The sequence below is a fragment of the Paenibacillus sp. JCM 10914 genome, from assembly GCF_001315105.1.
Taxonomy (GTDB): domain Bacteria; phylum Bacillota; class Bacilli; order Paenibacillales; family Paenibacillaceae; genus Paenibacillus_AQ.
Map to the genome: position 1 here is coordinate 152,304 of NZ_BAZR01000009.1, position 20,946 is coordinate 173,249.

The following is a 20,946-nucleotide window of genomic DNA, read 5'->3' on the forward strand; positions in this document are numbered from 1 at the left end:
GACCATTGTATAGAATTTATTTATAGTTCGATTTTTATTGAACTTATTAAGCGTTGCGTTTATATGATGTATCTATTTCGGAAAGGGTGGTTGTAACTATGAAGTTTAGTGAATATCGCTATGAGCGTCCCGATGTGAAGGAATTCGAACAGAAATTCAAAGAGCTCCTGAACGTCTTTAACTCTGCAGAGTCTTATGAAGCGCAGGATCAAGCGATGACCGGAATCAATAAACTCCGCAGCGAGATTGATACGCTCGCCCAGCTCGTTTATATCCGTCATTCCATCGACACCAACGATGAATTCTACAAGGCGGAGCAGGATTTCATTGATGAGAATGGTCCGGTTATTCAGGAATACATAACCGATTATTACCGTGCACTGGTGAATTCCAAATTTAGAAACGAACTGGAGAATAAGTGGGGACGTCAGTTGTTTCAATTGGCAGAGCTTTCGCTGAAGACCTTCAGTCCCGAGATTATCGAGGATTTGCAACTGGAGAACAAGTTGACAACCGAGTATTCGAAACTGATCGCTTCCGCTAAGATTCAGTTTGAAGGCGAAGAGCGCACGTTATCACAGTTGATCCCGTTCCAGCAATCGACGGACCGAGATATGCGTAAACGTGCAACGGAAGCTTCGAGCGGTTTCATGGCTGAGAACGAGGAACAATTAGATCGAATCTATGATGATCTGGTTAAAGTAAGAACGAAGATTGCGAAGAAGCTTGGATTCGAGAACTATGTTGAGTTGGGCTACGCCCGCATGGCCCGCACCGATTATAACGCGGAAATGGTCGCTAATTTCCGTAATCAGGTACTGGAGCACATCGTGCCGATCGCTTCGAAGCTGAAGGAACGCCAACAGCAGCGGATTGATGTGGATCAACTACTGTATTATGATGAGAATTTTGCTTTCAAATCGGGTAACGCCACACCGAAGGGAGATCCGGACTGGATCGTTAGCAATGGTGCGAAGATGTATGCAGAATTATCACCGGATACCGATAAATTCTTCACGTTTATGCAGGACAACGGATTGATGGATCTGGTTGCCAAGAAAGGTAAGCAGAGCGGTGGTTACTGTACATACATTAGCGAGTATGGCGCACCGTTTATTTTCTCCAACTTCAACGGTACTTCTGGAGATATCGACGTGCTTACGCATGAAGCGGGACATGCCTTCCAAGTGTACGAGAGCAGAGGCTTCGAGGTACCTGAATATGGTTTCCCAACACATGAGGCGTGTGAAATCCACTCGATGAGCATGGAGTTCTTCACTTGGCCTTGGATGGATCTGTTCTTCCAGGATGAGGCGGACAAATATCGTTTCGACCATCTTGCCAGCGGATTGATCTTCATCCCTTACGGCGTGACCGTGGATGAGTTCCAGCATTTTGTATACGAGAATCCGGATGCAACTCCAACGGAGCGCAAGCAAGCTTGGCGTGAGATCGAGAAGAAGTACCTTCCGCACCGCAACTATGATGACAATACGTATCTGGAACAAGGCGGTTTCTGGCATAAACAAGGCCATATTTTTAGCACGCCATTCTATTATATTGATTACACACTGGCTCAAATTTGTGCCTTCCAATTCTGGAAGAAGATGCACGGGGATCAAGACGCTGCTTGGGCATCTTATCTGCACCTGTGCCGTCAAGGCGGAAGCAAGTCGTTCACCGGTTTGGTGAAAGAGGCCGGTTTGATCTCCCCATTCGAAGACGGTTGTGTCACGTCCGTCATTGGCAGCATTGAGTCATGGTTGGACAGCGTAGATGACAAAGCTCTGTAACAATCGAATATAACTGGGATTTGAAGATGATGCAGGATGACGACTTGGGTACCAGGTCCCTCCTGCATTTTTTCGATGAACGAAATGGAGGAAGAAGATGAACATTACATACAAACCCCTTAGTGAATTGCCGATAAAGCAGGCCTCAGAGCTGTGGAACAAGTCGTTTGAGGGCTATATCGTGAATTCTTCCATGCCGCTGGATCGCTTCATTGCTCGTATAGGAAACGATGGCTTATGCATGGAACGCTCGCTCGCTTGTTATGTGGATGGACAACCGGCGGGAATCGTGATGAATGGCTTTAGGGAATATGATGGGGTCCTTATCGCGCGTAATGGTGGAACGGCAATTGCTCCGGATTATCGAGGCAAGGGTCTTGGGAAAGCATGATGGACGCCAATTCAGCTATATATGAAGAGCATGGGGTGCAGCGAGCTTATCTGGAGGCTATTAGTACGAATGAACCCGCCATTAAGTTGTATGAAAGCGTGGGCTACACCCTTGTCGACCGACTACTAATTATGGGGATGGAACAGGCGGTTATGGAGCCTATCGTGAATCATACGTCGTATAGAACGACGCGAGGGCTGGCAATCGAAGCCCAAGGCGTGCCGTTTTATTACCCGGGCGAGGTGTGGCAGACGGATATTCCGAACATGAAGGACGGCGAGAGTGTATTGGTACATGATGGCGATGACCTGGTCGGTTATGGCTTGTTCAAGCGCAGTTTTGATGAGCAGGGTAAGGTAACGGGAATTACACTATTCCGGTTTGAAGCGGCACCAGGCGCCTGGATGGCAAGTTGATTATCAACGCGGCTTTATCTGAAATCTTGCATCCGGATCAGCCAATGAAACGCTCAGCTTTTAATATCCGTTCATCAAACTCTGTCTTGGTTGAATTGCTTGATGAACTCGGTTATGTGACGACCATGGAACAAGTATTGATGGTTCGAGCGTATGATGAACAGCAGACAGTCACGGCGTCTTGAGCATGGAAAGGGTGTAGGTCTATGAACGATCATATGGGGTTGGGCTTGTATCCCGCACTATCCCAAAATATTCACTGGGGAGTCGTAACAGCACGGTTTGCCCTGGCCAACACAGACGCTGTGGATGAGGCGAAAGTGAGCAACGTGACGATCCTTCCATTCGTTGGAGAGCGTTGCGTTATTTTTCAGATTGCTGACGGTCGTTGGGAACTGCCGGGTGGTACGTTGGAGCCAGGTGAAACCTACCTGGATGGGTTAAAGCGTGAAGTGATGGAAGAACTCGGTGCAGAACTGCTCTCCTACCATCCATTCGGTTATTTTCAATGTGAATCGAGCAGCGCTCAGCCTTATCGACCGCACATCCCCCATCCGCACTTCGTCCGACTGGTCGGTTACGGTGAAGTGAAGCTTGTAGGGCAACCGCTGAATCCCGTGGATGGAGAGCAAGTGGTCGCGGTCGAAGTCGTTTCGCTCGAGACGGCGGTCCATCGCTTCGAACAACAAGAGCGATATGATATCGCGGAGCTGTACAAGCTCGCTTTTGCCATACGAGAGCAAGATAGTCGCAGGTAAGGAAGCAAGAAATGAGGGGACCAGCTTGGGTGTTGGAAGATTAGTACACGTATTTCATGATGTTTCGCGAAGTGAACGGATTGGCGCGGCAGATGATGTTACTGAACGTTTAGGCAGGAATATTGTCGTAAGTGTATACTACCCCGCGGAGACCGGGTCACAGGAACATGCCCGCGGTTATGATCAAGTGTTCTCTCCGTGTGGTGCGCAAGCTATGGAAATGCTGCAAGAAATGGGAGCTGACACGGATCTCCTGGCATCTCTCCCATCTGTTGTGTTCAACTCGGCCGAGCCGTGTGCGATGGTACATCCTTGCCCAGTTATCGTGCTTGCCCCTGCATTTGGGATCACAGGTGATATGTATACGTTTCTAGTGCAGGAATTGGTCAAGCAAGGATTGGTTGTGGTTGCAATAAGCACTGTCGGGGAATCGATGTTTACTGTGTTACCGGACGGGCAATTCCGGAGACAGGCACAAGCATTGAGAGATATCGAGAGTACAGATGGAAAACGATGGAATGATTTACTTGAGACAAGAGTTGCAGATATTTTATATGTTACAGCGAATTTGTCTGAACTGGCTCGGTACTTTCCGGATTCATTCATCCGGTACCACCAGGTAGGACTTGTAGGTCATTCGCTCGGCGGTGCCGCAGTTGTTGAAGCGTTGCAAAGGGAATCGGCAGTTCGTTTCTACGCGGCCATGCTGTTTGATCCAAGTTTTCATCTCATGGAGATGTATAACGAGCTAGGAATTGATATTCCATTGCTGCTTATGAGGCAGGAGGCTTGTACACGCGAGGAATTACAACCTTTATTTTCAGAGCAGGTGCTTGAGCCCTTCATTCAAGGTTATAAAGATCTGTACTTCGGACTAACGGGGTTTAGATCAAGTTTGAAAGTGCAGGGAGCCGGTCATATGACCTTTAGTGATATCCCGGTACTGTTTAATGAGGGTGACGTTACTGGAGTTCAACAAGTCATCAGCAGGGCAGCGATAGCCTTTGTACGTGAGTTCGTGCAGGGTCAACACTTGGCTTATCGAAATGAAATGGCTACAACTGGTTTGATTGGAGAGGTCTTGTTCGAGATCGACGCCTTAGGACATGATGATCCAGGGCAATGCTGGTCAGTACAAGCCTTCTAACCAGGACGATTAGTGTTGCTGGCCGGACCTGAGATCCGTTATTTTGAGTAATTCAAGCATTTTCTGACAATTCCCGGACACCAGATCCGTTATGCTTGCGTTTGGGGCATTATAATGGATCATTTCGCTCAAATAAGGTACCCTGTGTCCGCCAATGTTCAGATTCGGCACGAAGTATGGCAAATAAGGTATCCTATGTCCGCCAATGTTCAGATTCGGCACGAAGTATGGCAAATAAGGTATCCTATGTCCGCCACAGTTCAACTGAGCCAGCATGAATGAAATCATCGGCATCAGAATCAGTATGAACAACTATCATCGGCATAAACTCCACCATCTCTTATAGGACTGCGCACTATCACCACGATAGTGCGCAGTTCTTTCATTCGGTTGAGTATGAACCTTAGAGTTGCACATTTAGAGTAAATACTCTATATTTATATCTAGAGTATTTACTCTAAAACATGGAGGCAGGTGTATCAATGAGTTCAAGCCGGACGAAAGACCATATCATTCATACGGCCATCCAGTTATTTAATGAATATGGCACAGGGGCAATTTCCACGAATACAATCGCTCAAGCGGCGGGGATCAGCCCTGGTAATCTGTATTATCACTACCACAATAAAGAAGATATCATCCGAGCGATCCTCGATGTGATGGTAAAGGATTGGGATTCCGTGTGGATAACGCCCAAGGACGATTGGAGCCCATCTGTAGAAGATTTAAAGTGGATTATTCGGATTAATCTTCAGCTACAGCTCAAGTACCGATTCTTTTATCGCGAGCTGATCATTCTTATCAAGCAGACCCGACGCTTCAGCAGTTGCATGAACAGATCCAGAAGGATCGCATGCAGGAGCAGCAGGCTTTTTTTCTGAAATTCGTGAACGCGGGTGTGATCCACTTAGATCGACCTTCTGAAATGGAGTCCTTATTGACATCATGCTGGATCATAAGCAATTACTGGCTGTCCTTTCTCGAGAGCAGCGGTATGCCGACGGATGAGAGTCAGGTTGAACGTGGTATCGAGTTGATCCTGACCATACTCAAGCCTTATCTGACGGAGTCGAAATAGAACATGTATGGGAAGGAATGTGAACTAAATATATGGTTAGAACAAGTAGAAGAGAGTTTTTGAAGAAAGCCGGTGCGTCCTTACTTGCTGTGTCATTCGGTGGATTGATATGGAGGGCAGTTGACCAGGGAGTCTTCAGTACAGGTAAAGGTCCAGCCTATGAGTTGTGGTCAGAGGATGAAACTTCAACGTTATCTGATCCCATGGCCATGATTCAAGCAGCAACCCTCGCCTCGAATCCCCATAACAGCCAGCCTTGGCTATTCCGGGTTCGCGAGACATCCATCGAGATGTATGCGGATACGACCAGGAACCTGGGAACCATGGATCCGCTTCTAAGAGAAATGCACATGGGTCTCGGTTGTGCTTTGGAGAATATGGTGCTGACGGCAGCGGCCAGAGGATACCGCACTGAAATTCGTTATTTTCCGAAATCATCGGATAGGAGTTATATCGCCAGGGTAGACTTGGCACCAGGTACGATCGAGAGCTCACCGCTACAGCAAGTCATTTCTCAGCGTCATACCCATCGCGGTGCTTATGACACCGAACAAGCACTGCGTCCAGAACTACTGCAGCAGTTGCATGACACAGGTCTCGATAAATCTGAACGGAGCGTAAATTTGATTTGGCTAACGACAGAAGAAGCCAAACGCAGGACAGGGGAGCTTGTCATTTCCTCAACCGAAGCAATCATTGCCGACGCGGAAATGAGTCATGATAGTAACCGCTGGTTCCGCGGAGATTGGGATGATCTGCAGGCTCACCGGGATGGACTGACGTTGGACGCACAGGGAGGTGCAGCATGGATTCGTGCGGCTGGCAAAATGCTTCCGAACGTGTCGCATGACAGTGCCAATCAATTCTGGTTGAAATCCACGCGCCAGACCCATGTTCATACAGCGGGCGCGTATGGTCTGATCACCGTTCCAGATCTGAAGAACCCAGAAGACAGAGTGAAGGCCGGACGGGTATGGCAGAGAATTCACTTGAAGGGCACGGTGGAGGGATTAGCCATGCATCCCTTAAATCAACCGATGGAGATGAGAGATCGCGAACTGCATTTACATAATCTTACTCGTCCATTCGGGCAACAGCTTGAACAATTAACGGATCAAGCAGGGGAGGAAGCGATATTTCTGTTCCGTATCGGTTATCCGATGACCTCGGTGCATCCGAGTCCCAGAAGAGCCCTCGAAGATGTGTTGATCTAAGCTATATCTTTTTGCTGCCTATTCCTTTCCCCAATCCTATGGCACAATAGGTGCAACACATTAAAGCGAAGGAGAATGGCATAATGATCTTTCACATTATATCCAGCTCGGAGTGGGCCGTGGTACGAACACAAGGCGTGTACCAGCCGGACAGCTTGGCAACGGACAAGTTTATTCATTGCTCAACCGAGGTTCAGGTGTCAGAAGTAGCTAATACCTTTTATAATGGCAAGGTTGATCTATTAGTGCTCGAGATTTCAGAAGAGCAGGTTGAAGCAGAGGTTGTGTACGAGGATTTGTATGGACTTAACCAATTATTCCCCCATATTTATGGTCGTCTTAATCTGAACGCGATCCAGAAGGTATATCGCTTGGAGCCGGATGATAAGGGGGGATTCTCGTTTGAGCGACAACGGTTGAAGGAGGTTGCCAACGGATGATACTCGAAGTAGCTATTCTGAACGTGAAGCCAGGAATGAACCTGGAATTTGAGTCAAGCTTTGCGAAGGCGTCCCATATTATCGCGGGCATGAACGGTTATATCCAGCATGAGCTCAAACGCTGCATCGAAGCTGATCACCAGTATATTCTGTTGGTTCAGTGGGAGAAGCTCGAGGACCATACGGTGGGCTTTCGTCAATCCCCCGAATATCAGGATTGGAAAAAACTGCTGCACCATTTCTACGACCCGTTTCCAACCGTCGAACATTACGCCGATCTCTAAGTTGAATCCATGGAGCAAGCGCTAATCGGAGGTTTTGAACCCGAACATCCAACGATGGTACAGACGCTGCACATCAGCAACTCGTACGTTTATGCGAAGCGAAAAAGTAATTTCATCTGACAGGGGAACTCCCGTGCGAGATCATGAATCGACTACACCAGAAATATCAGGACTATGAGCAGTGCTTTAGGCAGGTTCAGCCTATTTGTTTCCTCGACGATATTACGATCAAGAATGTGATGATTCATGCGGGAGAACTGCAAGGCATCATCGATCTGGATTGGGTCTGTTACGGTGACCCCTTCTATATGCTGGCCCTGACGCAGACGGCGATCGTATCCGATATTGGCATTGCGGGCATGCCTTATATTGAAGCGCTATGCAGCGAATGAGGTTTGAGCGAAGAGCAGCGTGAACGGGTTGATTTCTATTCGATCATTCACGGCATGCAATTTATCGGTTTCCATAAGCAGGAGTCCAATGATATTTGTAAACAACGCGTAGTCGCATTTATGAACGAAACCCTGCGTGGATAAATAGAGCATTGGAGGAGAATGAGTGATTGCATCCCCTTCCAATGCTCTTTCACTATGCAGCCTCGTTATCGCGAAAAACCAACTCTCGGTTTATCCCGTTCCTTCGTATCCACACTGACGTAACGAATCGCGGATATCGGAATGTACAGCATCTCATATTCATCCTGGTAGAGGATGAATTGGTCGCCTACTTCTTCGAGCGTGCCGTTCTGAATATAGTTTCCATCCACGAAATAAACCGCGACCCGCTGCTTCTCTAACCTTTTCAGCATTCTGCGCTCACTCCTTCAATATTGGTTCATGCGTCCACTGATCACAACTTCGTGACGATTTCATCAATGATCCCGTACTCCAGCGCCTCCTCGGCCGACATGAAGTAATCGCGGTCGATGTCGCGTTCAACCCGCTCAATCGGCTGGCCGGAGCGCTCGGATATGATCTGTGTCAGCTTCTCACGGGTTTTCATAATGCGCTTGGCCGTAATTGCAATATCACTGGCTTGACCCTGGACCCCTCCGAGCGGTTGGTGGATCATCACCTCACTGTTGGGGAGCGCCAGGCGCTTTCCTTTCGCTCCGGCAACCAGCAATATGGCTCCATAGGAAGCGGCCATTCCGGTACATATGGTGTTCACTTGAGGTTTGATGATCTGCATGGTATCGTAGATGCCAAAGCCCGCACTTACGGAACCCCCTGGGCTGTTGATGTACATATGAATGTCCTTATCGGGATCTTCTGCCGCCAGGAACAGCAACTGTGCGATAATGCTGTTGGCCATGCCATCTTCTATGGCGGTTCCTACAAATACAATCCGATCCTTGAGCAAGCGCGAATAAATGTCGTACGACCGTTCCCCGCGACTGGTCTGCTCAACAACATATGGGATGATACTCATACTTGCATACCTCCGGTTTCCTAGGATATTTCTTGTTACAGCATGTAAACGAACGAAGGAGCCCAAAGGATACGGAATTCCTGTCAGCAAAATAATGGCGCTGCAAGCGTAACGCTTTCCCTCGCTCACTCGTTTACGAAGTAGATGATGTATTGATTATGGCTAAGTAAAGGAGTTGGTTCTCGATGACCCTCGATCGGTGGAGTGTCGTTCCTGCATCGCCACAACTTGGTTTGGAGGAACTGAATGCATTATTGCACAGATATTGCCTATCACTGACCAGCTCCGAATGGGATTCTGAGGACCTGGTGCAAGATACTTGGTTGAAGGCGTTGGAATACACTCAGGATCGGTCTCATCCGAATCCGGAAGCACTGTTGCTGCGAGTCGCGAAGAATACGTGGATCGACCGTGCTCGAAGGGAGCAGTTATATAGAAGAATCTTGGATGAGAAGCTGGAACAAAGACCCATGGAGAAGCGGCTAATGAAGCTGGCCGCTTCCAGCTTGAACTGGCATTTCATTGGTTACAGCAGCAATTGTCCCCGCTGCAACGAACGGTACTGCTGCTGCGCGACGTCTTCGATTACTCGGTCTCGGAGACGGCTGTCATGCTGCGTACAACCGATGGAGCGGTGAAAGCAGCCCTGCATCGGGCGCATAAGGTGCTGAAGTCCAAGCACTGGGCGGACGAGGAACTTGCACTCATCATGCCGGAGGATGAGGACGCCGTTTTGAATCTTCAGGCCTTGGCAGAAGCTTATCAATCCGGTGATGTGGAGGCTGTCGTTCGACTTATGCAGGGCAATACAGACGAAGTGTCAGCGATTGGCATCATGGCACCCGTACAGATGCAGTCCATTTCATCAACGAATAATCTGGACATGAGAATGAGCGCCTAATGCGCTATATGCAGTTATTTTTCTTTATTTTATAATGAAGAGAAATAGCTGCTTTTTTAATGACATGGCAGACTGGAAACGAGAGGACACCATACATGCTTCGAGAAGTTAAAATGTATACGATGTGCATGATCCAAGATGGCAACAAGGTGTTATTAATAAACAGGCCGGAAAGTAAAGGCTCTCCGGGCTATATCGCTCCTGGGGGGAAGGTGGATTTTCCGGAAAGTATCGTAAATGGGGCGATCCGGGAAGTACAGGAGGAGACCGGATTAAGAGTCAAGGACATTGTTTATAAAGGGCTGGAAGAATCATGTGAGCCCGTGACAGGTGAGCGGAGCATGGTCTTCAATTATTTGGCTACATCCTATGAAGGTGAACTATTGGAGCAACCACCGGAGGGGGAGCTTGTATGGGTTGACATCGTAGAGGCCATGAATCTGCCGATGCAGGATTGGTTTAAACGCAGGTTTCCGCTGTTCTTCAAGGAAGGTACCTTTGAATTAAGCGAGATTTGGAACGAAGCCACGGGGAATATCCTGGAAGAGACCGTTATGTTTTACCCGACAAAATGATACACGTTAATCATTTATAAATGAAAGGAGATCCAAATGATGAACATTCAAGCTATGAATCATCTTTGTTTTTCCGTCTCTGACTTGGATTCCTCCATCCATTTTTATCAGGAAGTATTTGGTGCGAAACTGCTGGTTAAAGGGAGAAAGCTTGCTTATTTTGATCTTAATGGGCTTTGGCTGGCATTAAATCAAGAGGATATTGACAGGATAGCAGTAGTCAGGAGCTATACGCACATTGCTTTCACAATCGATGCTGGGGATTACGAGTCCATTTTATCAAAGCTCCAGTCGTTAAACGTAGAAATACTGCCAGGACGTTCACGTGATGAACGAGATAAGAAGTCGATTTATTTCCTCGATCCGGATGGTCATATGTTCGAATTTCATACGGGAGGTCTGAATGATCGGCTCGAGTATTATAGAGCAGACAAAGATCATATGGTGTTCTATGAATGATCCCAAGCGAACGGACAGAGGTGCGATAATGAATCTTGCCAACAAAATAACGATGGCCAGAATGATGCTCATCCCGCTCTTTATTCTGTTCTTCGCCGAGTATCCGGCTTGGCTGATCGAGCGCAGCGCATTCTTCGAGTATATTCAGGCATACGGCAGGTACTGGGCATTGGCGATCTTCATACTCGCTTCGGCCACGGATAAGCTGGACGCTATGTCGCCAGAAGATACAACCAGATTACGAATCTGGGTAAACTGCTAGACCCGCTTGCGGACAAGCTGCTGATCTCGGTGGCTTTAATCATGATGGTTCAGACGGGGCTGGTCGCAACCTGGATCGCAGTTGTCATCATCGCCAGGGAGTTTGTCATTACGGGACTTCGCATGGTTGCATCGGAGCAAGGAGTTGCGCTGGCAGCCGATAACCTCGGCAAGTGGAAGATGGTGCTGCAAGTGGTGGCCATTGCCGCTGTACTATGGGATAACTACCCGTTCCAATTTATCACGTTCATTCAGATGGATGAGCTATTAATGCTTGCGGCAGTTGCCTTGACGATCTATTCGGGAGTTCATTATTTGCTGAACAACTACAGACTCATAAAAATGAGTTAATAAGGCGGTGTTCATCCTACTTTGTACCCAATTTGTCCTCGAAAGGTAACGAATGAAACCAGGACGGTCGATATAACAGTTAGTCTGGTAAAAAGCCTGTGAGACATAAGGTACAAAGGAGAGAAATGAATGAGCGTAAACAGAAAGACAACGAAGGTTTTCCTTGTCGTTGTGATGATGTTGGCGATGGTTTTTCCAACCAGCGTATTCGCCGCCTCCGGGGATGTAACGTCAATTGAATTTGATACGAATGACACTAAGATTTATTTAACCGTGAATGAAACGACAGAGCAGCTGCGCGTGCTGGCTAACATTGAAGGTTCGACTACCAAGAAGGATGTGACCAACGAGACGACGTGGACATCCTCCAATACGCGAGTCGTTAAGGTTGACGGCGGGCTTCTTACGCCGCTGGAGAAGGGCACGGCCCGTATTACTGCTAGGCACAAAGGCGCCATCAAAACCATCGATGTAGATGTGAGATTCGCCATCGACGAATTTAAATTGGATCAGCCGGATAAGGTGGAGCATAAGCTCGGGACCGAAGGACTGACAGTGAAAGCGTTGGCAGATGGTACGAATGATGTAACCACAGAAGCCAAATGGAGCACGTCCGATGACAGTGTGGTCAAAGTCAGCAAGGGGGAATTGACCCTTGCCGGTCTGGGTACGGCAACGATTACAGCCGAGTACAAAGGCCTTAAAGCTTCTTATACCGTTAAGGTTATCGCTCCTTATCAGAAACTGGCGATCGTCCCTGGTGAGGATCAAGAGTTGTTGGTTGGCGATGCACCAATTGAGTTGAAGGTATATGCCAAACAATCCGAATCGGATACCGGACAAGGCACAGATGTGACGGACAAGGTGGAACTGAAATCCTCTAGCACGGCTGTTGCCGTTATTGAAGACGGGAAGCTGAAGCCGGTTGCGCTTGGTAAATCAACGATCAGCGTGAGTTATCTGGGCACAACAGCTACGCTTGATGTATATGTGCGTAATCCGTATGAAGCATTGATTCTGGATCAATCGGATTTTGTGAAGAATCCGGTAATGTTCATGAATGATTCGGTCACGATTAAGACCAAGGTTCGAAACGCTGCGTCGCAGTCGATTGAAGTCAACGGTGAATGGACTTCGTCCAATCCGCTGGCGGTCACTGTGAATGGCGGCGTCATTACAGCAAGATCAGCCGGAACGTCTACGGTTAAAGTTAGCTATCTTGGAATAAGCAAGGAGTTTACGGTTACGGTTCATCCAACCGTAACGAAGTTCGAAGCGGCTGAAACGGAAATCGATGTGTTAAAAGGCGAGAACAAAGCATTTCCGAAAGTTACGGGAACCTTGCTCGATGACGAGGAGAAAGATTTCACCAGCTCGGTGGTGTGGACGACAAGCGATGAGAATGTCGTAACGACTGATGATGGGAAAATCAAAGCGATCGATGCAGGTGTCGCCACGATTACTGGGAAAATCGGCTCCAGAGAAGTCGCTACCGTGGAAGTGACGGTTAACGAGAAGGTACTTGTGCTCCTTCCGGATGCGGAAGAGTTTCAATTGGTCATCGGCAAAACGCTGCCGCTGCCAAGCGTAACGGCTGTTTTCGAAGATGGCGAGGAGAAAGATGTGTCATCGCTTGTCAAATGGTCGCTTACCGGTTCGGCAGCCGTCATTAGAGACGGTTCGATGAGGGGTCTGGTTAAAGGCTCAACTACGCTAAAGGGCACTTACCTGAACAAAGACGTGAAGATTCCCGTTGTCGTAGAACAAGAAATCGTGAAGATTGTGGTGGACCCAGTAACAATTGATCTGAATATCAAGAAATCCAAAACGATTAAAGCAACAGGATACTACAGTAATGGCAAGACGGTCGCACTTTCATCCAAGATGAACTGGACTTCCTCGGATACCGCGATCGTGACAGCAGCCAGAACGTCGGTGAAAGCCGTTGCGGAAGGTACAGCTACTGTTACCGGCTCTTATCAAGGCAAGGAAGTGAGCATTAAGGTCAATGTTGTTCCGAGGATGACGAAGCTGACTGCGAGCGACAAGCGACTGGATCTGAAGCCGGGCGATATTAAGACGGTCACCGTAACGGCGGAATTTGATACAGGCGCGAAGACGAGTGTCGGAAGCAGTGCAACATGGACAACGAGCAACTCCAGTGTGGCCAAGGTTACCAATGGTCGGATTGAAGCTCTTTCCAAAGGGACTGCTCGCATCAAAGGGCAATACAATTCCAAGACCGTGAGCATCACGGTTTATGTAAAATAGAGAATTTAATGAACAAGAACCTTCATCATCCCCTTACTAGGCGGATATGAAGGTTCTTGTTCTTGTTAACGGTTATGGTTTGATGAACCATGAGAGCAGATGCCCGTTGTAAACGTCTAACCAGCGAACCTGAAAGTCGGAGGAATGAGCAAGGACATACATTTCATCTATCGAATAGTATCTAATCTCGGCATCTATAAACGTATCGCCAGGTTTGTAGTAGGGCATTTCCTCAAGCCTTGGATAGGCATGATCCGGCGCAAAATGCCGCTTCCACGGAGTTGAGATGAGTAGGCTGCCACCCGGCATAAGTCGCTCGTTGATCTTTCTTAGCACGGGAATCGGGTTATAGTTCATATGCTCCAGCACTTCGGTAAATAGGATGATGTCATATATATCGTGACCGGGGAGGGGATCCGCTTCGACGTTACAAAGACTGAAGGACAGGCCGTAATCGGCTTCAAGCTCACGCGACCAGTAATCTGGCATCATGTCCAGGCCGAACCCTCTTGCCCCTGTCAGAACACTGTACATCAGCAGCGTCCCATAAGCGGAACCGATATCAAGTACCTTGCTTCCCTTAACGGTAAGCAAAGAATCGAGAATGGGGAGTAGTGGCAGCCAATATGTCGTTTCTTCTGCTCGGTAAGCTGACAAATAGTGGCTGTGCTCTCGTCGGTCATGATATGTGGAGATGATCGCTTGTGCACGCTTTAGTCGTTCCTCTGAACTAAGCTCCTGATCTTTAGGGAGATTGGATCTGGCAATAGACAAAGACGACGCATCCTTGGGTTGACCTACGCTGACAAGCAGATAACCGGGCACTTGCCGCTGCTCCTGCTCATCCAAGCTATGATACCAAGCGGTCAGCCACTGTTTGACGCTGGCGGAGTTCTCGATGAAATCCAGGAAATCCAGACTGTTAAGAAAGCCAATGCTGTGCTCTTCGATGAGTGTCAGACCGCTCCGTTCAAATTCATCCTGCAGTGAGGTTATCGGATATTCGGTTCCGTACATCCAGGTTTCCAGTTCTTCGCCAGCTTCCTTTCCGGCACGATATGGCAGACAGAGGGCGTAAGGAGTAAGAACGACCACAATCCCGTCCGGCTTGGTAACTCTTCTCATTTCTTTCAGGATGACGACCCGCTCATCCTCTTCGAAGTGCTCCAGCACGCCAGCATTCCAGGTCAGGTCGAAATGTTGATCCGGCAGCAGCATATTCTGGATATCCGAAAGGATGAAGGTGGCGGGCAGATTCGTTTGATGAAAGGCACTTCTACTATTTTCCAGTGCATTCTGAGAATAATCGACAAGAGTCACCTTCGCACGCTCAGCCGCAAGGCGCAGTGAGATTTTTCCCGTGCCTGAGCCGGCCTCAACGATCTCTTTCCCTTGTACTTCACCCGTAATTTGCACGATCTTCTCATAGATCGTCTGGCTTAGTGAATCCCAGTCGTAGGATACTTCATGAGACCAGAGCCGATCCCATATCTGCTTCTGCTGCTCACTCTTTAGCATGTCGATCGTTCACTCCCTCGTAGTCGGCAATATATTTGTCGTGCAGGTAACGAAACCAATCGGATTCACCGTGTATCCGTAGCAGTTCGTTGATACCATACACCCCGTACTGCCTGAATAAACCTTCTTCATTTCTGGCAAAATCGATATGTTTATCAGGTAGTGACATCCGTTGGGCCATGGTGGTGTGGAACACCCAAGATTCAAGACAGCATTTGGGCCGCCACGCCGTACGTGTTCCCATGTAGTAGCGCATACCAAGAAGTAGACTGTCATCCTCATATCCTTGTTTGCCTGATAGGAATCGGGTGTCATAACCACCAATTTGGCGCAATACGGAGGCTTGATGTATAACCGGGTGCACGAAGCCCTGGGCAATGTCCTCTCGTGATAAGTGTTGCAGTGTACGGATGAGCTCATCTGGATCGTCAGGCAGCGTTATGAATTCTTGGAGAGGCTGCAGCTCTCCGCTGGCCGTTAGTATGCCTGGAGACACCATGGGTTCTCCAGAACGTTCAAGATAGGCAAGCAGCGGTTCATACCAGTTAGGTGGAAATATCATATCAACATGAATTTCTGAGATATACTCCACATCAGGATACTGTGTCCATATGTACTCGAAGCAGGCTTGTCTAGCAGCCGCAATACCCACATTCTGTCCACTTCCTAAGAGCGTACCTATGATTTCCCTCGCATCCAGCCATACTTGCAATTCTTCGTGCGTCAGGCAGCCTTGATTATAAATAACGATCATCGATTCATCAGATTTTCTGAGTGAATCTAATGCAAGGGTTGCCATTTGCAGGTCGCTCTCGCGTGAGCTCTCCCGGATGAATAAGGGAAGGGAATGAATGATTCTTACCATGATCCACCTCCTTGCTGAATCGTTATTCTTGCCATTTCTTCAGTACGGGTGCTGCATCCAATATGGATTGATATTGTTCACGCCAGCCATAAGCAGCCTCAGGGTCAAGTTTGTGGTATCGATCGGATTTCTCTTGTCGATATTCAATTCTGGACCAGCCGTAATGCTTCAGACGCAAAGGGGATAGCTGATGCGGCAGCTCGAATACATTCGCCGGGAACCGTCCACAATGCTGGGCTGATTCATTCCAGGTATAGACCATCCCGGTACGATAACGAAGAAGGAACGGTCTGTAGTAATGATGGGCGTTCCAATACTCGTCTTCCCGGTAATGCGTTTCATCCCAGAAATCGTATAGGCGAAAACAATACATATCATGTTCGCTTTGCTGCAACAAGGCGGGCAGGGCAGTGGCGAACCCATCTTCAAACCACTCATCCGCATCCAGGTTAAGAATCCATTCGGGATGTACGTGCAAGGTTTCCCGCCATTGTTGTTGGCGCAATTCGATCTCGTTATGAAATTTGGATTGCGAATTACTGATCAACCGGACCGGGATGCCTTTTAATACCTCCATACATATATCGATGGTATTGTCGGTACTTCCATCGTCGATAATCACGGCTTGATCAATATACTGGCGATGCTGTTCCAAGGCTTGGCGGAGATGGCGGTTACCTTCATTTTTTACAACCATGGACAGCGTTAGCGAAGGACGAGGGGTAGTCCCTTGATGCACGATGCAATGAAGAGCATTATCCGTCTGTCGCTCCAGTTGCGTTAGCGAAAGTTCGGGCATGGAGGATTTCAAATCTGTCGCTTGCATAAACAGCCCGGCATTATGAAGATCTTCATCACGATACACGTGATAGGCCGGATAATGCGTATCCACATATAGAGTGAAACCTAATGCAACGGCACGTAAGCTGAAATGCCGGTCTTCACCCCAGAAGGACAGATTATAGATCGGTTTGTAATTGACTCCTCGTACCAGCGCTCGGCGGCTGATTAATGTGCATGCCCCCAGCCCCCCAACTTCGTAGACGCCTGGCTCAATTAATTGTTGAACGAACTGCTGATAGCGCTCTTCCTGCTGCTCCGCGTCCAGAATCTCACCTCTTGCCTGCTGCCACTGGGTATATTCGTCTTTGAGCCAGACTTGCGGTTGTGGGCGGGATTCAGGCTGCCAGCGTGTCCAGAAAATCTCAGAAATGATATCCTTGTCTGACTCGATAAGAGATTTCAAAGTACGGGGATCCAATAATAAATCCGAATCAATCAGGAATACATAATCAAAACGCAGGTCTAAAGCATACTGCATGATGTGGTTTTTATAATCCGCGACTTTCCAGACCAACGTCTCATTCCAGTAATGGGTGATGTCGTTACGAACATATTCGTCAGTATGGACGGTGTTGTGGATAACAACCCGCTGCCCCTTGTTAACAAAGGCGTTCAGCATTTCCTTAGAAGCTTCGTTCTCATTGTCATCGATGAAATAGTAGCTCAGTTCGAGATTGTCTTGTTCCAGACGAAGTAAAGAATTGAGAAAATGATTCAATATCTCAGGTCTTTGCCTGATAGGACTGCCGATCAGAATCCGAATTCGCGCTGCGGTCATGATAGGCTCCGCCTTGTCTCAGCTTCTTCAAGCTCTTCCAGTTTGGCTTGGAAGTAGGATTGATTTGCCAACATGGTTTCATCACCGGGGCGATAGGTCAGTGCAGTTTCATTATGCGAATTAGCCAGTGCATGCGCTCCGATCCGGTCATAGCATACCGCTAATTGCAGATTCGGTAGCCACGTGGAGAAGGATGGGTTATGGAATCCCATATAATCCACAGGTAATTCCAGCTCTGTTGCAAGTTTATACCAGAATATAGCATTGTCATATTGCCCAAGCTCCAAGAAGCGATATCCGATTCGGCAGCAAAATTCGGCACGTGGGGCGGCGAACTGCAAGGAACGAATGGATGCCAGGAAAGCAGCCTGATCGTCACCAAGCACATGATAGCAATCCGCTAATCTGCTGCATGCCGTGAGAATGTCCTCGATCCAACCTTTTCCGGTAAGTAAGAACTTCTCATAATACCGGATGGCCTTCTCGTGTTGACTGTGATCCTTTAATTCATTGGCAAAGTAAAATAAATCCCTCGGTGTGAACTCTTCGCCCGCCAGTTCGCGTTTTTCGTAAATTCTCAAGTTTCGGCCGGTATCCGGGTCGACATCCAGACTAAGATGAGTCACGGCAACATCGCTGTTCGTGATATTCCCGTGAACCTCCAGATATTCGTGAACAGGTCCGATCCAGTGGAAGTTCTTGCTTCGCTTAACCAGACGGTTACGTCGCAAGCTAAATGTCACATTACCGTATTCATCCGAGCTTAGATTATATAACATGGTTACCGAATCAATGTCCGAAGGAAGTGATTCTTTCAGTTCGCTTAACTTGTGTTGATCCGATTCTAGCAATACATCGTCTGCATCCAGCCAAAGAATATACTCCTTCGTTGCTTTGCTGAATGCGTAATTGCGGGCAGCGGCAAAATCATCAATCCATGTGAAATCATAGATGGAGTCCGTATAAGTTTGTACGATGGATTTGGTTCGGTCCGTGGAGCCTGTGTCAACGATAATAATTTCATCAACGAGGCTGGCAATGGTTGACAGACAGCGGTTGATAACTCGCTCTTCATTCTTAACGATCATACATAAGCTAATTGTAATCAATGAAAATACCTCCATTTTCAGGTGGATGTTTAAGAATATGATAGATATATATTCAAGTTATGATCTGAAATGAACCGATGATGGGACATAAATTGAAGAAATTAACAATGATTCACGAATAATGACCGTAAGAAATCAATATGAATGTAATGAATAAATGGGAATGCAGGATTCAAACCAATTGATAATTCAGGTGCAGTCTCGTGTGCACAAGGAGGGACTATAAGATGAGCATGCCGCAAATTCCCGAAGAGAACTTTAGACCGACAGAAGAAGAGGTTGTTATCGATCTATTGAAGTCCATCGCGATGGAAGAGAATGCGATTGCGCATTTACTGCACGCGGAGGCAGATAAAATTCAAGCTTTTGTAGGAAAAAAACGCTTATCATATGAACCATCATGCGCAGAAGTGTTAAAGCTGAGTGATCAGGTTTCCAAACTGCTGGAAGTGATCGTGATGAAGGAATGGTTGCTGCTGCGAAAGCTAGAAAATGTCATGGAGATTCAGGATCGGAGACATTGCGATGAATACGAGGAATGATAGAGTAGAGAACCGGGCTGAGAACGCGATAAGTCGTGTTTTTGCCGAGGAGATGGCACCTTCCCTATTGTCCCTGAATGAGTCTTTCGAGCAATTGCTAGAATCCTGGCATGAGATGCTCCAGCTTATATCTTCGAAGGAGGGGTTGAATCCGCGCTTACATACATATGCTCATATCATTGCGCAATTCCTTTATTTGTATCATGAAAAGATGAGCATAACGATGGAATGGCTGGATCAGGACGACAAGCTTACATGGGTTCCAGTCAAAATACATATGATCCGAAGCTCTAAGCAGTTACAGGATAAGATGGGCCGATACGTGCTTCGCTCAAATCCATCCTCCATACGAGACGGATTCATTAAGATTACGCAGGAACCCAGCACTGCACCATATCCTCTATTGTTAATAAAGAACCCCAAATCCAAATCAGGACCGAGACAATCTAAGCGTAAGGGGTGATCTGGATTGGTTGATGAAGATGCTTTTGGTAATTTTCCTGAGGGATCAATGAATGTCAGTGAGAGCAATATTCGACTGTTACTCTCAGCTATAGCTCTTGAAGAAATAGCTCTAGCTCATATTGTGAATAGTGAAGCGGAGAAGATTCAGTATGTCGTCGGAACGTTACAACCTTGCTTAGAGCCAATGGAAAATATAGCGGCTCATGATCTGCTTGCCGTAAATCATTCGGTATGTCAGTTGATGGAGGATGTGCTGCTTAGGGAAGTCATGCTGCAAATGAGGATGAGCCAAATCATGGGTGCCTTGGATAGAACCCGTATGCTTTGATCGTAATACTTGCTTGGAAGAGTGTGTTGGAGACGGAGGTGTGAAATGGCAGAAAACAACGCTACACCTAAAATAACTCCGGATTTGCTCTTAACTCGAGATCAATCCTTTAACTTAATCCTGACTTCCATTGCGATGGAAGAGCTGGGATTAAGTCATATCATCAATGCCGAAGGTGAGAAGCTGCAGTATGTCCTCGGCACGATACCCGGTTTATCGGGACCACCTGCAACGGTACAGGATGTTTTGAATGTCAATGACAGCATAAGGCAGACAATGCAGGAACTGAATAAGAAACAATGGCTGCTGCAGAGTAAATTGGATAGTGTACTGGCTGCGTTGAGAGGAGCTACGGGAGGAGGAGATGCTGGAGTGACAGGAGCAACCGGGGCCACAGGTGCAACGGGGGCGCGAGGTGCAACGGGGCCAACCGGAGCTACAGGAGTTATAGGATCTACAGGAGCTACAGGTGCCATTGGCCCAACCGGACCAACTGGTCCGACAGGAGTAACCGGGGCAACCGGCGCGTCAGGTACTACTGGTGTTACTGGAGCAACGGGACTTACTGGGGCAACAGGCGATCCGGGTATCACAGGAGCAACTGGCATGACCGGTCCGACTGGCATCACTGGAGCGCAGGGCCCTACAGGAGCAACAGGTATCACGGGAGCGACGGGGTTAACGGGTCCGACAGGTCTGACAGGTGCTACCGGCGCTACAGGAGTCAC

At 47.8% G+C, this 20,946-nt stretch carries 29 protein-coding genes; 23 read left to right on the top strand and 6 right to left on the bottom strand.

The genetic code is table 11. From position 1 onward, the window contains the following. The first annotated feature begins 98 nt into the window (after window positions 1–98). The 12 genes from JCM10914_RS13265 (at window position 99) to JCM10914_RS13315 (ending at window position 7,913) form a co-directional block, all read left to right on the top strand. A complete protein-coding gene (locus JCM10914_RS13265; RefSeq protein ID WP_023961679.1) occupies window positions 99–1,793 on the top strand; it encodes a M3 family oligoendopeptidase in 1,695 nt (564 codons plus the stop codon). 97 nt (window positions 1,794–1,890) lie between these two features. Next, complete coding sequence (locus JCM10914_RS30260; RefSeq protein WP_023961681.1) at window positions 1,891–2,184, top strand: GNAT family N-acetyltransferase; 294 nt, start codon at window positions 1,891–1,893, stop codon at window positions 2,182–2,184. After that, window positions 2,181–2,600 carry an N-acetyltransferase gene (locus tag JCM10914_RS30265; protein ID WP_023961682.1) on the top strand — a complete coding sequence of 140 codons (420 nt, stop codon included), beginning with the start codon at window positions 2,181–2,183 and terminating at the stop codon, window positions 2,598–2,600. The genes JCM10914_RS30260 and JCM10914_RS30265 overlap by 4 nt, the downstream gene beginning before the upstream one ends. Beyond that, the gene (locus tag JCM10914_RS30270; RefSeq protein ID WP_023961683.1) at window positions 2,597–2,785 is read left to right on the top strand and encodes a hypothetical protein; all 189 of its coding nucleotides are present in this window, start codon (window positions 2,597–2,599) and stop codon (window positions 2,783–2,785) included. The genes JCM10914_RS30265 and JCM10914_RS30270 overlap by 4 nt, the downstream gene beginning before the upstream one ends. 21 nt (window positions 2,786–2,806) lie before the next feature. Then, window positions 2,807–3,358 (top strand): NUDIX hydrolase, encoded by a 552-nt coding sequence (locus JCM10914_RS13275; protein ID WP_023961684.1) that lies wholly within the window; start codon window positions 2,807–2,809, stop codon window positions 3,356–3,358. Between the two features lie 25 nt (window positions 3,359–3,383). Then, entirely contained in the window at window positions 3,384–4,505 is a 1,122-nt protein-coding gene (locus tag JCM10914_RS13280; RefSeq protein WP_036718090.1) for an alpha/beta hydrolase, read from the top strand. Window positions 4,506–4,987: 482 nt separating this feature from the next. After that, window positions 4,988–5,386, top strand: coding sequence for a TetR/AcrR family transcriptional regulator (locus tag JCM10914_RS13290; protein ID WP_023961686.1), 399 nt, complete (start codon window positions 4,988–4,990; stop codon window positions 5,384–5,386). Continuing rightward, window positions 5,359–5,583, top strand: a complete 225-nt coding sequence (locus JCM10914_RS13295) for a TetR/AcrR family transcriptional regulator (RefSeq protein ID WP_023961687.1) — start codon at window positions 5,359–5,361, stop codon at window positions 5,581–5,583. The genes JCM10914_RS13290 and JCM10914_RS13295 overlap by 28 nt, the downstream gene beginning before the upstream one ends. Window positions 5,584–5,642: 59 nt before the next feature. After that, window positions 5,643–6,797, top strand: coding sequence for a hypothetical protein (locus tag JCM10914_RS13300; RefSeq protein ID WP_052019763.1), 1,155 nt, complete (start codon window positions 5,643–5,645; stop codon window positions 6,795–6,797). Between the two features lie 83 nt (window positions 6,798–6,880). Then, complete coding sequence (locus tag JCM10914_RS13305; RefSeq protein ID WP_023961689.1) at window positions 6,881–7,237, top strand: DUF952 domain-containing protein; 357 nt, start codon at window positions 6,881–6,883, stop codon at window positions 7,235–7,237. Further along, window positions 7,234–7,521, top strand: coding sequence for an antibiotic biosynthesis monooxygenase (locus tag JCM10914_RS13310; RefSeq protein ID WP_023961690.1), 288 nt, complete (start codon window positions 7,234–7,236; stop codon window positions 7,519–7,521). The genes JCM10914_RS13305 and JCM10914_RS13310 overlap by 4 nt, the downstream gene beginning before the upstream one ends. 143 nt (window positions 7,522–7,664) lie before the next feature. Next, entirely contained in the window at window positions 7,665–7,913 is a 249-nt protein-coding gene (locus JCM10914_RS13315) for a phosphotransferase (RefSeq protein WP_052019765.1), read from the top strand. Window positions 7,914–8,122: 209 nt separating this feature from the next. Here the strand turns inward: JCM10914_RS13315 and JCM10914_RS13320 are convergent, their stop codons facing one another. Both JCM10914_RS13320 and clpP read right to left on the bottom strand, forming a co-directional pair. Further along, window positions 8,123–8,329: a hypothetical protein gene (locus tag JCM10914_RS13320; protein ID WP_023961691.1), complete on the bottom strand. Its 207-nt coding sequence runs from the start codon at window positions 8,327–8,329 to the stop codon at window positions 8,123–8,125. 41 nt (window positions 8,330–8,370) lie between these two features. Next, complete coding sequence (gene clpP, locus JCM10914_RS13325) at window positions 8,371–8,952, bottom strand: ATP-dependent Clp endopeptidase proteolytic subunit ClpP (RefSeq protein ID WP_023961692.1); 582 nt, start codon at window positions 8,950–8,952, stop codon at window positions 8,371–8,373. A 185-nt stretch (window positions 8,953–9,137) separates the two neighbouring features. Between clpP and JCM10914_RS30275 the strand changes: the two genes are divergently transcribed. The 7 genes from JCM10914_RS30275 (at window position 9,138) to JCM10914_RS13350 (ending at window position 13,770) form a co-directional block, all read left to right on the top strand. Next, window positions 9,138–9,590: an RNA polymerase sigma factor gene (locus JCM10914_RS30275; RefSeq protein ID WP_231638639.1), complete on the top strand. Its 453-nt coding sequence runs from the start codon at window positions 9,138–9,140 to the stop codon at window positions 9,588–9,590. Beyond that, window positions 9,491–9,853: a sigma factor-like helix-turn-helix DNA-binding protein gene (locus tag JCM10914_RS30280; protein ID WP_023961693.1), complete on the top strand. Its 363-nt coding sequence runs from the start codon at window positions 9,491–9,493 to the stop codon at window positions 9,851–9,853. The genes JCM10914_RS30275 and JCM10914_RS30280 overlap by 100 nt, the downstream gene beginning before the upstream one ends. A gap of 95 nt (window positions 9,854–9,948) precedes the next feature. Beyond that, a complete protein-coding gene (locus JCM10914_RS13335) occupies window positions 9,949–10,428 on the top strand; it encodes an 8-oxo-dGTP diphosphatase (RefSeq protein WP_036718093.1) in 480 nt (159 codons plus the stop codon). 39 nt (window positions 10,429–10,467) lie between these two features. Next, window positions 10,468–10,887, top strand: coding sequence for a metallothiol transferase FosB (gene fosB / locus JCM10914_RS13340; RefSeq protein WP_036718095.1), 420 nt, complete (start codon window positions 10,468–10,470; stop codon window positions 10,885–10,887). A 28-nt stretch (window positions 10,888–10,915) separates the two neighbouring features. Further along, window positions 10,916–11,149, top strand: coding sequence for a CDP-alcohol phosphatidyltransferase family protein (locus JCM10914_RS31840; RefSeq protein ID WP_023961696.1), 234 nt, complete (start codon window positions 10,916–10,918; stop codon window positions 11,147–11,149). After that, a complete protein-coding gene (locus JCM10914_RS31845; protein WP_370570247.1) occupies window positions 11,143–11,499 on the top strand; it encodes a CDP-alcohol phosphatidyltransferase family protein in 357 nt (118 codons plus the stop codon). The genes JCM10914_RS31840 and JCM10914_RS31845 overlap by 7 nt, the downstream gene beginning before the upstream one ends. A 129-nt stretch (window positions 11,500–11,628) precedes the next feature. Further along, the gene (locus JCM10914_RS13350; protein WP_023961698.1) at window positions 11,629–13,770 is read left to right on the top strand and encodes a hypothetical protein; all 2,142 of its coding nucleotides are present in this window, start codon (window positions 11,629–11,631) and stop codon (window positions 13,768–13,770) included. A gap of 72 nt (window positions 13,771–13,842) precedes the next feature. On the opposite strand, the gene JCM10914_RS13355 is transcribed toward JCM10914_RS13350, so the two are convergent. Genes JCM10914_RS13355 through JCM10914_RS13370 form a run of 4 tightly spaced genes read right to left on the bottom strand, consistent with a single transcriptional unit; the run spans window position 13,843 to window position 18,883 of the window. Then, window positions 13,843–15,288 (bottom strand): methyltransferase domain-containing protein, encoded by a 1,446-nt coding sequence (locus JCM10914_RS13355; RefSeq protein WP_023961699.1) that lies wholly within the window; start codon window positions 15,286–15,288, stop codon window positions 13,843–13,845. Continuing rightward, window positions 15,275–16,153 carry a hypothetical protein gene (locus JCM10914_RS13360; protein ID WP_023961700.1) on the bottom strand — a complete coding sequence of 293 codons (879 nt, stop codon included), beginning with the start codon at window positions 16,151–16,153 and terminating at the stop codon, window positions 15,275–15,277. The genes JCM10914_RS13355 and JCM10914_RS13360 overlap by 14 nt, the downstream gene beginning before the upstream one ends. 22 nt (window positions 16,154–16,175) lie before the next feature. Further along, window positions 16,176–17,774, bottom strand: a complete 1,599-nt coding sequence (locus tag JCM10914_RS13365; protein WP_023961701.1) for a glycosyltransferase — start codon at window positions 17,772–17,774, stop codon at window positions 16,176–16,178. Continuing rightward, on the bottom strand, window positions 17,771–18,883 hold the full coding sequence (locus JCM10914_RS13370; protein WP_023961702.1) for a glycosyltransferase: 1,113 nt from the start codon (window positions 18,881–18,883) through the stop codon (window positions 17,771–17,773). The genes JCM10914_RS13365 and JCM10914_RS13370 overlap by 4 nt, the downstream gene beginning before the upstream one ends. Before the next feature lie 227 nt (window positions 18,884–19,110). On the opposite strand from JCM10914_RS13370, the gene JCM10914_RS13375 reads away from it, so the two are divergent. The 4 genes from JCM10914_RS13375 to JCM10914_RS30285 all read left to right on the top strand — a co-directional run. Further along, on the top strand, window positions 19,111–19,425 hold the full coding sequence (locus JCM10914_RS13375) for a hypothetical protein (protein WP_023961703.1): 315 nt from the start codon (window positions 19,111–19,113) through the stop codon (window positions 19,423–19,425). Further along, on the top strand, window positions 19,409–19,888 hold the full coding sequence (locus JCM10914_RS13380; RefSeq protein WP_023961704.1) for a hypothetical protein: 480 nt from the start codon (window positions 19,409–19,411) through the stop codon (window positions 19,886–19,888). Before JCM10914_RS13375 ends, JCM10914_RS13380 begins: the two co-directional genes overlap by 17 nt. Window positions 19,889–19,894: 6 nt before the next feature. After that, window positions 19,895–20,218, top strand: a complete 324-nt coding sequence (locus JCM10914_RS13385) for a hypothetical protein (protein WP_023961705.1) — start codon at window positions 19,895–19,897, stop codon at window positions 20,216–20,218. A 45-nt stretch (window positions 20,219–20,263) separates the two neighbouring features. Beyond that, a partial coding sequence (locus JCM10914_RS30285; protein ID WP_036718098.1) for a collagen-like protein occupies window positions 20,264–20,946 on the top strand: 683 nt, incomplete at its 3' end.

Excerpts from the sequence above, each read along its gene's own strand:
- JCM10914_RS13265 (WP_023961679.1), top strand. The coding sequence starts at position 99 with ATGAAGTTTAGTGAATATCGCTATGAGCGTCCCGATGTGAAGGAATTC.
- JCM10914_RS30260 (WP_023961681.1), top strand. The coding sequence starts at position 1,891 with ATGAACATTACATACAAACCCCTTAGTGAATTGCCGATAAAGCAGGCC.
- JCM10914_RS30265 (WP_023961682.1), top strand. The coding sequence starts at position 2,181 with ATGATGGACGCCAATTCAGCTATATATGAAGAGCATGGGGTGCAGCGA.
- JCM10914_RS13275 (WP_023961684.1), top strand. The coding sequence starts at position 2,807 with ATGAACGATCATATGGGGTTGGGCTTGTATCCCGCACTATCCCAAAAT.
- JCM10914_RS13290 (WP_023961686.1), top strand. The coding sequence starts at position 4,988 with ATGAGTTCAAGCCGGACGAAAGACCATATCATTCATACGGCCATCCAG.
- JCM10914_RS13295 (WP_023961687.1), top strand. The coding sequence starts at position 5,359 with ATGCAGGAGCAGCAGGCTTTTTTTCTGAAATTCGTGAACGCGGGTGTG.
- JCM10914_RS13305 (WP_023961689.1), top strand. The coding sequence starts at position 6,881 with ATGATCTTTCACATTATATCCAGCTCGGAGTGGGCCGTGGTACGAACA.
- JCM10914_RS13310 (WP_023961690.1), top strand. The coding sequence starts at position 7,234 with ATGATACTCGAAGTAGCTATTCTGAACGTGAAGCCAGGAATGAACCTG.
- JCM10914_RS13315 (WP_052019765.1), top strand. The coding sequence starts at position 7,665 with ATGAATCGACTACACCAGAAATATCAGGACTATGAGCAGTGCTTTAGG.
- JCM10914_RS13320 (WP_023961691.1), bottom strand. The coding sequence starts at position 8,329 with ATGCTGAAAAGGTTAGAGAAGCAGCGGGTCGCGGTTTATTTCGTGGAT.
- clpP (WP_023961692.1), bottom strand. The coding sequence starts at position 8,952 with ATGAGTATCATCCCATATGTTGTTGAGCAGACCAGTCGCGGGGAACGG.
- JCM10914_RS30275 (WP_231638639.1), top strand. The coding sequence starts at position 9,138 with ATGACCCTCGATCGGTGGAGTGTCGTTCCTGCATCGCCACAACTTGGT.
- JCM10914_RS13335 (WP_036718093.1), top strand. The coding sequence starts at position 9,949 with ATGCTTCGAGAAGTTAAAATGTATACGATGTGCATGATCCAAGATGGC.
- fosB (WP_036718095.1), top strand. The coding sequence starts at position 10,468 with ATGAACATTCAAGCTATGAATCATCTTTGTTTTTCCGTCTCTGACTTG.
- JCM10914_RS31840 (WP_023961696.1), top strand. The coding sequence starts at position 10,916 with ATGAATCTTGCCAACAAAATAACGATGGCCAGAATGATGCTCATCCCG.
- JCM10914_RS13350 (WP_023961698.1), top strand. The coding sequence starts at position 11,629 with ATGAGCGTAAACAGAAAGACAACGAAGGTTTTCCTTGTCGTTGTGATG.
- JCM10914_RS13355 (WP_023961699.1), bottom strand. The coding sequence starts at position 15,288 with ATGCTAAAGAGTGAGCAGCAGAAGCAGATATGGGATCGGCTCTGGTCT.
- JCM10914_RS13360 (WP_023961700.1), bottom strand. The coding sequence starts at position 16,153 with ATGGTAAGAATCATTCATTCCCTTCCCTTATTCATCCGGGAGAGCTCA.
- JCM10914_RS13365 (WP_023961701.1), bottom strand. The coding sequence starts at position 17,774 with ATGACCGCAGCGCGAATTCGGATTCTGATCGGCAGTCCTATCAGGCAA.
- JCM10914_RS13375 (WP_023961703.1), top strand. The coding sequence starts at position 19,111 with ATGAGCATGCCGCAAATTCCCGAAGAGAACTTTAGACCGACAGAAGAA.
- JCM10914_RS13380 (WP_023961704.1), top strand. The coding sequence starts at position 19,409 with ATGAATACGAGGAATGATAGAGTAGAGAACCGGGCTGAGAACGCGATA.